The organism is Phaeobacter sp. JH20_37 (assembly GCF_048056015.1).
Taxonomy (GTDB): domain Bacteria; phylum Pseudomonadota; class Alphaproteobacteria; order Rhodobacterales; family Rhodobacteraceae; genus Phaeobacter; species Phaeobacter bryozoorum.
This window is the reverse complement of record NZ_JAYMWW010000020.1, coordinates 183931-196379: the sequence shown is the minus strand read 5'-3', so window position 1 is coordinate 196379 and position 12449 is coordinate 183931. Positions and strand designations below refer to the sequence as shown.

The following is a 12449-nucleotide window of genomic DNA, read 5'->3' as shown; positions in this document are numbered from 1 at the left end:
TGCCGCGCGTCTGCGCCGCTTGCCAAGCATCACGATTTGCCTGCGGGTCGTGACGGTGCGTCTCGCGGTATTTGGGCGCTAGACGGTCAGCTCTCAGCTTTCGGAACCGGTCGACGATAGGCCTGGGTCAAGGTTGCATCCACCTCCGACGGCTCATAGACGCCCAACAGGATCCCTTTGCGCGCCGATTTCCCTCGGCGCTTGGCAATCTGCTCGTCAGAAAGGGTAATGCGTTGCGACATCCGCAGCCCCCACTCGAGCAGTCGATCGTACATGAGGTCGATCACCTCCTGATGCGCCTTCGTTTTGGCAAGATCCACGAGCTCATCTGGATCCTCCTGCAAATCGAACAGCATGGGCCGAAGCCCGCCCTCAGCGTGCATGAACTTCCAGCGCGCATCCACGATCATGAACAGCCTCGCATCTTTCGGAGCCAGGCCAAGTGTTTCGGACAGGGGGAGCGTCGCATAATCAAACTCGGCCACCGCGTAGTCGCGCCACTCTGAAGTCTCGCCGCGCAACAAGGGCATCAATGAGCGCCCTTCCAGGATATGAGGCGCCGCCGCGCCGCCCGCTGCCTCCAGAAAGGTCGGAAGCAGATCAATCGACTCGACCAGTGCATCGCAGGTGGTGCCGCGGGTGGCGTCGGCCTCGGGCCGCGGATCGTAGATGATCAGCGGCACCTTGATCGACGGTTCATGGAAAAGGTTCTTCTCGCCCAGCCAGTGATCGCCGAGGTAGTCGCCATGGTCCGAGGTCACCACGATCATCGTATCCTTCATTCGCCCGGTTTCCTCAAGCCAGGAGAACAGCCGACCCATCTGATCGTCAGCCTGTTTGATCAGCCCCATATAGGCGGGGATCACCTTCTGACGCACTTCCTCACGGGAGAAGGCCTGACCAATCTGATTGTTCATCATACCGGCAAATACCGGATGCGCATTCTCGCGCTCGGCGCTCGAACGAACTGCGGGCAGAACATGCTCAGGACCATACATATCGTGGTAAGGCGCAGGCACAATATATGGCCAATGCGGCTTGATGTAACTCAGATGCGCACACCACGGCTGATCGCCCTCCCTCTCCGCAGTTTCGATAAACCGCATGGCTTCACGGGTGAGCCAAGGCGTCTCACTGTCCTCCTCCGCGATATTGGCGGGCTTGTCTGCGTTGACCATGAACCAGCCAGAGGCGATATCGTCACCATCCACGCCGGCGTTTGCAAAATCGCTCCAGGGGTTGTCGCCGGGGTAGCCCTGCGATTTGAGATACTCATTATAGGGGCTTCGCTTACTGTCATAAAAACCGTCCGGCCCCTCAGCCCACAGCCCGTCATCACGGACAAATGGGTCAAAACCGCATTCCGTCTGGCGCACACCGATGATGCTGTCAGGGGCAAGACCCAGACGCTCCAGCCCCTCGGCATCGGCAACCATATGCGTCTTGCCAATCAGGTGGCAGCTCATCCCGGTCTTGCGCAAGTGGTCACCCATTGTCCATTCGCCCACCCGCAGCGGGTAACCGTTGAACTGCACTCCGTGGCTTGAGGGATAGCGCCCGGTGTAGCTCGACATACGCGAGGAACCGCAGGTAGGCGACTGCACATAGGCTCTGGTGAACCGGACCCCACGCCGTGCCAGCCCATCCAAATGAGGCGTCTGTAGATGTGGATGCCCAGCACAGCTGAGGTAGTCAAACCGCAGCTGGTCAAACATGATATAGAGAATATTCATTCACCCCTCCCCTTTCCGGTCACCGCAAAGATCGCAGCGAACAGATACCTCGCGCTTCTCCAATCAGAGCGGACACTCGCAATTAGTCAACATGTAAACTATTTTCGACAGCCACTGCGACGCTGAATGGATCATACGCGCAAAGGCGCAGAGCGACCGAAATATGAAGGATCAGCAACAGAACCATTAATACGTTACAGAATTTCACCACTTTATCCAATCTAGTTACATCTCTCTTGCCCAGAATCACTTCTGCGCGTATCACCGACTAAATGGTCGGCTTATCTACTGCTGCGATTTGGAGACGCGAACACCCATGGATGCTTTCATCTGCGATGCCACCCGCACCCCGATCGGCCGCTACGGCGGCGCACTGAGCCAGGTGCGGACCGACGATTTGGCCTCTTTGCCGATTGCTGCGCTGGTTGAAAGGAACCCGGATGCGGACTGGGGATCGCTGGACGACGTCATCCTGGGCGACGCCAACCAGGCCGGGGAAAGCAACCGCAACGTGGCCCGCATGGCGGCCCTGCTGGCAGGCCTGCCCACCTCTGTACCCGGCACCACTATCAACCGGCTCTGCGCCTCGGGCATGGATGCGGTGGGCATGGCCTCGCGCGGCATCAAGGCGGGCGACTATGACATGGCCATTGCCGGCGGTGTCGAGAGCATGTCCCGCGCGCCCTTCGTGATGCCCAAGGCTACCTCTGCCTTCACCCGTGCCAATGCGGTCTATGACACCACCATCGGCTGGCGCTTCGTGAACAAGAAGATGCAGGAAATGTACGGCACCGACTCGATGCCGCAGACTGCCGACAACGTGGCAGAGGATTACGGCGTCTCCCGCGCCGATCAGGACGCCTTTGCCGCCCGCAGCCAGGCCCGCTGGGCCGCCGCGCATGAGGCTGGCATCTTCAAGGACGAAATCACCCCGGTCACCATCCCGCAGCGCAAGGGCGATGATCTGGTGGTGGACACCGATGAACACCCCCGCCCCGGCACCTCGGCAGAGAAGCTGGCGGGCCTCAAGGGCGTCAACGGCCCGGACAAGACCGTGACCGCAGGCAATGCCTCCGGCGTCAATGACGGTGCCGCGGCAATCCTGATGGCGAATGAAGCGGCAGCGGCGAAGAACGGCCTGAAACCGATGGCCCGCATCGTCGGCATGGCCGCCGCAGGCGTCGAGCCGCGCATCATGGGCATCGGCCCGGTGCCCGCCACCCGCAAGGTTCTGGCCCGCACCGGCCTGACCATCGAACAGATGGACGTGATCGAACTGAACGAAGCATTCGCATCGCAGGGCCTTGCCACCCTGCGCGAGCTTGGCCTTCCGGACGCGGCACCCCATGTTAATCCCAACGGCGGTGCGATTGCACTGGGCCACCCGCTCGGCATGTCAGGCGCGCGGCTGGTGCTGACCGCCGCCTACCAACTGCAGCGCACCGGCGGGCGGTATGCGCTCTGCACCATGTGCGTCGGCGTTGGACAGGGCACCGCCCTGATCCTCGAACGCGTGTAACGAACTCTAGGGAGGTCCCAGACATGTATGCTCAGATGATCAAATCCGAAGCAACCCAGGACGATCCGGAAAAGCTGGCGGCCTTCCAGGCGCGCATCGACGCGGGCGAGAAGATCGAGCCCAAGGACTGGATGCCAGAAGGCTACCGCAAAACGCTGATCCGCCAGATCGGGCAGCACGCGCATTCGGAAATCGTCGGCCAGCTGCCAGAGGGCAACTGGATCACCCGCGCGCCGACGCTGGAGCGCAAGGCGATCCTCCTCGCCAAGGTGCAGGATGAGGCCGGACACGGCCTCTACCTCTACTGCGCGGCGGAGACGCTGGGTGTCTCCCGCGACGAAATCACTGAGATGCTGCTGGATGGCCGCATGAAGTACTCGTCGATCTTCAACTACCCGACGCTGAACTGGGCCGACATCGGCGCGGTGGGCTGGCTGGTCGATGGCGCCGCGATCATGAACCAGGTGCCGCTGCAGCGGACCTCCTTCGGCCCCTACTCCCGCGCGATGATCCGCATCTGCAAGGAGGAAAGCTTCCACCAGCGCCAGGGCTATGACGCCATCCGCAAGATGGCGGAAGGCACCCCGGAGCAGAAGAAAATGGCCCAGGATGCGCTGAACCGCCTCTGGTACCCGTCGCTGATGATGTTCGGGCCCTCCGACAAGGACTCGGTCCATTCCGCCCAGTCGATGGCCTGGAAGATCAAGATGAACACCAACGACGAACTGCGCCAGAAGTTCGTCGACCAGACCGTGCCGCAAGCCGAATACCTGGGCCTGACGATCCCCGATCCCGACCTGAAATGGAACGAGGAACGCGGCCACTACGACTACACCGATCCGGACTGGAGTGAGTTCTTTGAAGTGATCAAGGGCAACGGCCCCTGCAACGTGGACCGCCTCGCCGCCCGCAACAAGGCCTGGGACGACGGCGCCTGGGTCCGCGACGGCCTCCTTGCCCACGCCAAGAAGAAAGCCGCGCGCCGGCACGCCGCCGAATAACCCCAAGCATTCCGGCGCCCCGCCCTGACGCGCAGCGCCCCCTCAGCCAGGAGGATTTGAGACATGAAAAACGAATGGCCCCTCTGGGAAATCTTCATCCGCGGCCAGCACGGCATGAGCCACCGCCACGTCGGCTCCCTGCATGCGCCGGACGCGGAAATGGCGATCAAGAACGCCCGCGACGTCTACACCCGCCGCAACGAAGGCGTGTCGATCTGGGTTGTGGAAGCGAACCACATTTCCGCTTCTTCGCCCAGCGACAAGGGCCCGCTTTATGAGCCGTCGGAGAGCAAGGTCTACCGCCACCCGACCTTCTTTGACATCCCCGAAGAAGTGGGGGCGATGTAATGGCCCGCGAAGACGCATTTTTCCAGTTCCTGCTGCGGATGGGGGACAACACCCTGATCCTCGGCCACCGGGTCAGCGAATGGTGCGGCCACGCGCCGGTGCTGGAAGAGGACATCGCGCTGGCCAACACTGCGCTGGACATGATCGGCCAGACCCAGATGTGGCTCGGCCTTGCCGCCGAAGTTGAAGGCGACGGCAAATCCGCCGACGATCTCGCCTTCCTGCGCGACGCCTGGGATTTCCGCAACGTGCTCTTGTGCGAGGTGCCGAACGGCGATTTCGGCCGCACCCTGATGCGCCAGTTCTTGTTTGACGCCTGGCATTCGATCCAGCTGGGCCGGCTGATGAAGTCGTCGGACGAACGCGTTGCAGCAATCGCCGAAAAAGCTTCGAAAGAGGTGGCCTATCACTTGGAACGCTCTGCCGACACGGTGGTGGGCCTGGGCGACGGCACCGGGGAAAGCCACCGCCGGATGCAGGAGGCGCTGGATTACCTCTGGCCCTATGTGGGCGAGATGTTCCAGTCCGACGATGTGGACGCCGAAATGGTGAAGGCTGGCATCGCCCCCGATCCGGCGGCCCTGCGCGAAGAATACGACGCGCTGGTGTCCCGCATCCTGGGTGACGCGACGCTGACCATTCCCGAAAGCCGCTTTGCCCACAAAGGCGGGTGCACCGGTGCGATGCACACAGAGCATCTGGGCCACCTGCTGACCCAGATGCAATGGCTGCAGCGCGCCTATCCCGGCGCCAAGTGGTAAGGCCTCGGCCAAGGAACTGAGGGCATCCCCGGCGTCAAACGGGGGTGAGGCCCGCTTCCGCTGGGAAGTCCGGGCGGAACAGCCAATGAGGGTAACCGCATGAGCCAAGTGACAACTCAGCCAAGCATCACCCAAGTCTGGGACTGGCTCGACGCCGTGCCGGACCCGGAGATCCCGGTGATCTCGCTGGTAGACCTGGGCATCATCCGCGATGTGGCCTGGGAGGGTGAGACTTTGGTAGTCACCGTAACCCCAACCTACTCCGGCTGCCCGGCCACAGCGGTGATCGCCATCGATATTGAGACCGCCCTGCGCGGCCGCGGCATCACTGATCTGCGGCTCAAAACGCAGATTTCGCCGGCCTGGACCACCGATTGGCTGTCGGAAAAAGGCCGCGCCAAGCTGGAGGCTTACGGCATCGCCCCGCCCCAGCCCGCTGGCGGCCCCGAGAAATGCCCGCACTGCGGGAGCAAACATGTCACCAAGGTCAGCCAGTTCGGCTCGACCCCCTGCAAGGCCCACTGGCGCTGCCAGGACTGCCTCGAACCCTTTGATTATTTCAAGTGCATCTGAGGAGACCCTGATGGCGCGCTTTCACGACCTTGAAGTCACCGACGTCCGCAAGACCATCCGCGATGCGGTGGTTGTCACCCTGAAGCCCGCGGGTGGCGCGGCTGAGGAATTCGATTTCACCCAAGGCCAGTACCTGACCTTCCGCCGCGACTTCGACGGCGAGGAACTGCGCCGCAGCTACTCGATCTGCGCCGGCAAGGACGAAGGCATCCTGCAGGTCGGCATCAAGCGCGTCGACGGCGGCGCCTTTTCGACCTGGGCTAACACCGAGCTGAAGGCGGGTGATACCCTGCAGGCGATGGCGCCGATGGGGACCTTCTTCACCCCGCTCGACGGGACGGCGCAAAAGCACTACCTCGGCTTTGCCGGCGGTTCAGGCATCACGCCCGTGCTGTCGATCCTCAAGACGACGCTTGAGGCCGAACCCAAATCCTCCTTCACGCTGGTCTACGCCAACAAGGGCGTGAACACGATCATGTTCCGCGAGGAACTGGAGGATCTGAAAAACCTCTACATGGGCCGCTTCAATGTGATCCATGTACTGGAATCCGACGCTCAGGAAATCGACTTGTTCACCGGTCTGGTGACTGAGGAGAAATGCGCCCAGCTGTTCGAGCACTGGATCGACATCCAGTCGGTCGACACCGCCTTTATCTGCGGCCCGGAGCCGATGATGCTGGGTATTGCCAGTGCCCTGCGCACCGCCGGTCTAGGCGATAGCCAGATCAAGTTCGAACTGTTCGCATCTGCTCAGCCGGGCCGCGCCAAGCGCAAGGCCACCGCAACGGATGCGGCCAGCAGCGCCAACCAGACCAAGGCCGCGATTACGCTGGACGGCGCCACCCAGACCATCGAAATGGGCAAGGACATGACCCTGCTGGACGCGGCGCTGGAGAACGCCATGGACGCGCCCTATGCCTGCAAGGCAGGTGTATGCTCCACCTGCCGCTGCAAGGTGCTGGAGGGCGAGGTCGAAATGGTCGCCAACCACGCGCTGGAGGATTACGAGGTCGAAAAAGGCTATGTGCTGTCCTGTCAGGCCTATCCGCTGAGTGATCAGGTGGTGGTGGACTACGATCAATAGCCCACTAGGTTAGAGCCCGAGCGATCAGGACGAAACACACAGCAACAGACTCAAGAGGACAATCGCATGAGTGACGAGATGAGCATTGAGAGCTATCTGGCGGCCGGTGGCGTCCTCAGCAATCCTTCCAACGTACCGCCACGCTATCGCGCTGAGCTGATGACCATCATGGCCAGTTTCGTGGATAGCGCGCTGGCGGGAGCGGCGGGGTTTGTCGATATCATAAACGAAGGCCCGGGGATCAAATCGCGCATGGCTGCCGCCCGGATCGTATTGGAAAAAACCGCCAATGCAGACCGGGTCTTGCAGGTCATGGGCGATTTCGGGGCCGACACGGAGCGCTATGTCGACCACCACCCCTGGACAGCCCGACTGGACCGCGAGGCTGGACTGGATCAGGCCAGATCCAAACATGACCGGCGCCTTGCTGTGTTCAATTACCCGCTCGAAGGCTGGGCCGATGCAGTGGTGATGAACCTTTTGATGGGACGCGCCGTTGCCGTGCAATTGGCAGAACTGTCCATGATCTCCTACCAGCCCTTGGCCGAGGCCTTCCGCGCCATTCAACCGATTGAGGCGCATCACGCGCGGCTTGCCCATGAAGGCCTGTCGCGTCTCGTCCAGGAAGGCGACATCGGTATGTTGCAGGAGTCCATCGGTTACTGGTGGCCACGTGTCGCCATCAGCTTTGGGGTCGATGACTCCGACAAATTCGAAGCCCTTCGCACACTGGGGTTGCGCCATCGCAGCAACGCAGAGCTGCGCGCACGGTGGCAAAGCGAGATGCGTGGCGTGTTGCGAGAGCTGGGGCTGGAGGCCCCCGAACCGGCCTGAAGCGGCGACATCAAGGCACCGCCCGACACCCACCCATATGGCGGAAGAACCCAGCGGAAAAGGTCTGGACGACTGACCCATCGCATCCTAGGGTCAGCCTGTTCCAGCACACCAAAAACGAGGCCCGACATGGCGATCAGCAAGACCATTCGCACCTATTTCAACGGCAGCTGGCATGAGGGCGATGTGGCAATCATGAAGGCCGCTGACCATGCGGCCTGGCTTGGATCGTCGGTTTTCGACGGTGCGCGGCTGTTCGATGGTGTCACGCCCGACCTTGATCTGCACTGCGCCAGAGCCAACGCATCGGCCCACGCGCTGATGATGGCTCCAACCGTCAGCGTCGACGATATGGTCGCCATCGCCAAAGAGGGTCTCGCTCTCTTTGCACCAGATGCCGCGGTCTACATCCGCCCTATGTACTGGGCGACCGAGGGCGATTCCACGATGATCGCGCCGGAACCCGCAAGCACCCAGTTTGCTCTTTGTCTGGAAGAAATCCCTATGGCTGCCCCGACAGCTGTAGCGACTCTGACACGCACCTCCTTCCGCCGGCCCGTGCTGGAGAGTTCTGTGGTCAATGCAAAGGCCGGTTGCCTCTATCCGAACAACGCCCGCATGCTGCGTGAAGCGCGCGCAAAAGGATTCAGCAACGCGCTCGCCCTCGATGCCATGGGGAATGTCGCTGAGACCGCCACGGCCAATATTTTCATGGTGCGTGACGGAGAGGTCTTTACTCCGATTGCAAATGGCACCTTCCTTGCAGGGATCACCCGTGCCCGTCACATCGCAAACCTGCGCTCAGATGGTGTCACCGTTCATGAAACGGTGCTTGGCTATAAAGACTTTGAAGACGCCGACGAAGTTTTCATGTCCGGCAATATGAGCAAGGTCACGCCAGTTGCCGCCTTTGACGATCGGCAATACCAGATCGGACCAATCGCCAAGCGCACACGGGATCTCTATTGGGATTGGGCAACAAGCAGCCGTGGATAGCTGCGTGCGACTAGCCTTTGTGCTCATCTATTGCGCCGGGGGATGGCTTGCGCCATGATCCAGACGGAACAACCAGAGGATCAATATGCGCAAATTTCTTGTGGTATTGGATGACAGCCGCGAATGCCTGAACGCCATGCGGTTCGCCGCCATGCGTGCCGCCAAGACTGGCGGCGGAGTAGAAATCCTTTCGGTGATTCCACCCGACGAATTCAATCATTGGATTGGCGTCGGCGAAGTGATGCGCGAAGAGGCCCGCGAACGCATACACGCCCATTTTGAAGTATTCGCGAAGTGGATGCGCGACCGGCAAGGTATCGAACCCAAACTCGTGATCCGCGAAGGCGAAGCGGTGCCAGAGATTATCGCCCAGATCGAATCTGATCCCGAAATCGGCGTATTGGTACTGGGCGCTGGTGACGACCGCAAAGGCCCTGGTCCTCTCGTCACCCAGTTAAGTCGCTCATCCGGCAGCCTGCCGGTGCCGATCACAATCGTACCCGGCGATCTGTCTAAAGAAAAACTGGAAGCGATCACCTGATCGCTACCAAGCTGACCGATCTGCGGGTTGCACGAACTCGCCGCGAGTGGATCCGAAGCGAAAGGCCCCAGCGCGCGCCACAAGGTTCCGCATCTTTAGAACCGTTCCAAATCTTGACTTAAGCCGACCGGAGGCGCATATCTCTGCCACGCTTTAAGGAGGCCCGACATGTTCATTCAGACAGAATCCACGCCCAACCCGGCGACGCTGAAATTCCTGCCGGGCCAGACCGTACTGGAAATGGGCACAGCTGATTTTCCCAGCGCAGAGGCCGCAGGCTCATCGCCTTTGGCGCAGCGCATTTTTGCTGTTGCAGGCGTGACTGGCGTGTTCTTCGGCAACGATTTCGTAACCGTGACCAAGGCAGAGACGGTTGAATGGGACCACATCAAACCGGCGATCCTCGGCGCGGTGATGGAACATTTCCAGTCCGGTCAGCCGGTGATTTCCGAAGGTGGCGAACAGACCTCTGGCCACGCGGAACACACCGGTGAGGATGGCGAAATCGTCAACCAGATCAAAGAGCTTCTGGACAGCCGCGTGCGCCCTGCTGTGGCTCAGGATGGCGGCGATATCACCTTCCACGGCTTTGACCGTGGTGTGGTCTACCTGCATATGCAGGGCGCCTGCGCAGGCTGCCCTTCGTCGACACTGACGCTGAAGATGGGCATCGAAAACCTGCTGCGCCACTACATCCCCGAAGTGACCGAGGTTCGCCCCGTTGCCGTCTGACGCTCTCGTCCTTGGCTTTGATACATCGGCCGCGCATTGCGCGGCCGCTTTGTTGCGTGGGGACACGGTGCTGGCCTCCCGATTGGAGGAGATGACTCGCGGCCAGGCCGAACGATTGATGCCGTTGCTGGACGAGGTGCTCGCCGAAGGTGGCGCAGCTTGGGCGGATCTTGATGCCATTGGTGTCGGTATCGGACCCGGAAACTTCACAGGCATTCGCATCGCCGTGTCCGCTGCACGCGGTTTGGCGCTGGGGCTGGATATTCCGGCAGTCGGTGTAAACGGATTTGACGCACGCCATCACCCCGGCACTCTCGCTGCGGTGCCCGCACCTCGCGATCATGTCTATGCACTGCCTCCCGGAGGCGAGCCCCGGCTGATGCCACTTGTTGAAGCGCAGGCGGTTGCCGCCGCGCATGATCTAGAGTTGCTGGCCGAGGCAACTCCGCCGAATATCGCCGAAGCCATCGCCCGCAACGCCGCCGACCGTTACCAAACAGAAGCAGTTGCCCCTGCCCCGCTGTACCTGCGGGCTGCTGATGCCGCGCCGGCAAGAGACGCCCCACCAACGCTGATTGATGGCTGATACCTTCGGTCGACCATGCTACGAAACTGTCCCTCAAATCTGACACCACAGGACATGGCCCACACCCATCGGGCTGCCTTTGTGCAGGGGCGCCCGTGGTCTGCGGATGAATTTTCTGCCCTCCTCGACAGCCCGTTCAGCTATGCTGTCGGCGATACACGATGCTTTGCCTTGGGACGCGTTGTCGCTGGAGAGGCCGAACTGCTGACCATAGCGACCCACCCTGACTACCGGCGTCAAGGGTTTGCGCGTATGGTCTTGGGCAGCTGGCAGGAAGCCGCGCTGGCCAGAGATGCAACCGATGGCTTTCTGGAAGTTGCCGCAGACAACCGATCGGCGCTTGCCCTGTATCACTCCTATGGATTCGCCGAAACCGGGCGGCGGGTCGGCTACTACCCGCGCGAAGGCGCGTCTTCGGTGGACGCAGTGCTCATGTGCGTCAGTTTACGCAAGGCCGAAACCGCAGAATAACACCAAAAGGTCAAAAAACGGTTGACCCTTTCCGCAGGCTACGGCCTAAATTGTCGCACCTTTTTAAAAACACATGGGTTGGGGCGGTCAAACTGGCCGCAACAAGAACAACAAATTGGGAGTACCCCTATGACCCTGATGAAATCCCTGATGAGCGCCGCGGCGGCCGTGGCGCTGACAGCGGGTGCCGCATTGGCAGAGCCTGCACTGATCTTTGATCTGGGCGGCAAGTTCGACAAATCGTTCAACGAAGCCGCCTTCACCGGCGCGCAGCGTTGGGCTGAGGAAACCGGCGAAAGCTTCCGCGAAATCGAACTGCAATCCGAAGCTCAGCGTGAGCAGGCCCTGCGTCGCTTTGCCGAAGCGGGCGCGAACCCGATCGTCATGGCCGGTTTTGCTTTTGCCGACGCTCTGGGCCAGGTTGCAGCCGACTACCCCGACACCAAATTCGTGATCATCGACATGGTTGTTGATGCGCCGAATGTACGTTCTGTTGTCTTCAACGAACATGAAGGCTCCTACCTTGTCGGTATGCTGGCGGCCAAAGCGTCCAAATCGGGAACAGTGGGCTTCATCGGCGGTATGGATATCCCGCTGATCCGCAAATTTGCCTGCGGCTACGCCGAGGGCGTGAAGGCCGCAAACCCGGACGCAACTGTGATCGCCAATATGACCGGCACCACCCCTGCGGCCTGGAATGACCCGGTCAAGGGCTCCGAACTGACGAAGGCGCAGATCAGCCAGGGCGCTGATGTTGTCTATGCAGCTGCGGGCGGCACTGGTGTTGGCGTACTGCAGACCGCCGCCGACGAAGGCATCCTGTCGATCGGTGTGGACAGCAACCAGAACCACCTGCACCCGGGCAAAGTTCTGACGTCCATGATGAAGCGCGTCGACAACGCTGTGTTTGAAGCCTTCTCCGACGGTCCTGACCTGGAAACCGGCTTCTCCGTCATGGGTCTGTCGAACGGCGGCGTCGGCTTTGCGGTTGACGATAACAACGCATCGCTGATCACCGAAGAGATGCAGGCCGCCGCTGATGAAGCCGCAGCCAAGATCGCAACCGGCGAAATCACCGTGCATGACTACATGTCGGATGACAGCTGCCCGGCTCTGTCCTTCTAAGTACTGAACTGCCCCCCGGCCCACCGTGATCCTCTTGATGATTATGGTGGTGACCGGGGGTTTCATATTGCCCGGAGGCTGCGCCTTTGCCGCCTCCGGGTTTGGTTTTTCCTAGGTTGGCCAAATTGCACATGTTAACCGCCGC

14 protein-coding genes are annotated in these 12449 nt (G+C 61.0%); 13 read left to right on the top strand and 1 reads right to left on the bottom strand.

From position 1 onward, the window contains the following. Positions 1–86: 86 nt before the first annotated feature. The gene (locus VWZ87_RS17590) at positions 87–1733 is read right to left on the bottom strand and encodes a sulfatase-like hydrolase/transferase (RefSeq protein ID WP_416536472.1); all 1647 of its coding nucleotides are present in this window, start codon (positions 1731–1733) and stop codon (positions 87–89) included. A 316-nt stretch (positions 1734–2049) separates the two neighbouring features. Between VWZ87_RS17590 and pcaF the strand changes: the two genes are divergently transcribed. The 13 genes from pcaF to VWZ87_RS17525 all read left to right on the top strand — a co-directional run bounded on the left by pcaF (position 2050) and on the right by VWZ87_RS17525 (position 12304). Next, a complete protein-coding gene (gene pcaF, locus VWZ87_RS17585; protein ID WP_416536471.1) occupies positions 2050–3252 on the top strand; it encodes a 3-oxoadipyl-CoA thiolase in 1203 nt (400 codons plus the stop codon). 23 nt (positions 3253–3275) lie between these two features. Then, positions 3276–4253: a 1,2-phenylacetyl-CoA epoxidase subunit PaaA gene (gene paaA, locus VWZ87_RS17580; RefSeq protein ID WP_260017688.1), complete on the top strand. Its 978-nt coding sequence runs from the start codon at positions 3276–3278 to the stop codon at positions 4251–4253. A 63-nt stretch (positions 4254–4316) separates the two neighbouring features. Further along, positions 4317–4601, top strand: a complete 285-nt coding sequence (gene paaB / locus VWZ87_RS17575; protein WP_008562338.1) for a 1,2-phenylacetyl-CoA epoxidase subunit PaaB — start codon at positions 4317–4319, stop codon at positions 4599–4601. Continuing rightward, positions 4601–5362: a 1,2-phenylacetyl-CoA epoxidase subunit PaaC gene (paaC, locus tag VWZ87_RS17570; RefSeq protein ID WP_416596859.1), complete on the top strand. Its 762-nt coding sequence runs from the start codon at positions 4601–4603 to the stop codon at positions 5360–5362. Before paaB ends, paaC begins: the two co-directional genes overlap by 1 nt. Positions 5363–5461: 99 nt before the next feature. Further along, positions 5462–5935 (top strand): 1,2-phenylacetyl-CoA epoxidase subunit PaaD, encoded by a 474-nt coding sequence (paaD, locus tag VWZ87_RS17565; RefSeq protein WP_416536469.1) that lies wholly within the window; start codon positions 5462–5464, stop codon positions 5933–5935. A gap of 10 nt (positions 5936–5945) precedes the next feature. Next, positions 5946–7019: a 1,2-phenylacetyl-CoA epoxidase subunit PaaE gene (paaE, locus tag VWZ87_RS17560; RefSeq protein ID WP_416536468.1), complete on the top strand. Its 1074-nt coding sequence runs from the start codon at positions 5946–5948 to the stop codon at positions 7017–7019. Positions 7020–7085: 66 nt separating this feature from the next. Further along, complete coding sequence (locus tag VWZ87_RS17555) at positions 7086–7853, top strand: Phenylacetic acid catabolic protein (RefSeq protein WP_416536467.1); 768 nt, start codon at positions 7086–7088, stop codon at positions 7851–7853. Between the two features lie 129 nt (positions 7854–7982). Beyond that, positions 7983–8849 carry a branched-chain amino acid aminotransferase gene (locus VWZ87_RS17550; protein ID WP_416536466.1) on the top strand — a complete coding sequence of 289 codons (867 nt, stop codon included), beginning with the start codon at positions 7983–7985 and terminating at the stop codon, positions 8847–8849. Between the two features lie 85 nt (positions 8850–8934). Continuing rightward, positions 8935–9390, top strand: a complete 456-nt coding sequence (locus VWZ87_RS17545; protein ID WP_340544338.1) for a universal stress protein — start codon at positions 8935–8937, stop codon at positions 9388–9390. 168 nt (positions 9391–9558) lie between these two features. After that, positions 9559–10122 carry a NifU family protein gene (locus VWZ87_RS17540; RefSeq protein ID WP_340544337.1) on the top strand — a complete coding sequence of 188 codons (564 nt, stop codon included), beginning with the start codon at positions 9559–9561 and terminating at the stop codon, positions 10120–10122. Continuing rightward, positions 10112–10708 carry a tRNA (adenosine(37)-N6)-threonylcarbamoyltransferase complex dimerization subunit type 1 TsaB gene (tsaB, locus tag VWZ87_RS17535; RefSeq protein WP_416536465.1) on the top strand — a complete coding sequence of 199 codons (597 nt, stop codon included), beginning with the start codon at positions 10112–10114 and terminating at the stop codon, positions 10706–10708. Before VWZ87_RS17540 ends, tsaB begins: the two co-directional genes overlap by 11 nt. A gap of 54 nt (positions 10709–10762) precedes the next feature. Then, positions 10763–11179 (top strand): GNAT family N-acetyltransferase, encoded by a 417-nt coding sequence (locus tag VWZ87_RS17530; protein WP_416536464.1) that lies wholly within the window; start codon positions 10763–10765, stop codon positions 11177–11179. 129 nt (positions 11180–11308) lie between these two features. After that, positions 11309–12304, top strand: coding sequence for a BMP family lipoprotein (locus VWZ87_RS17525; protein ID WP_340544334.1), 996 nt, complete (start codon positions 11309–11311; stop codon positions 12302–12304). Positions 12305–12449: the final 145 nt, after the last annotated feature.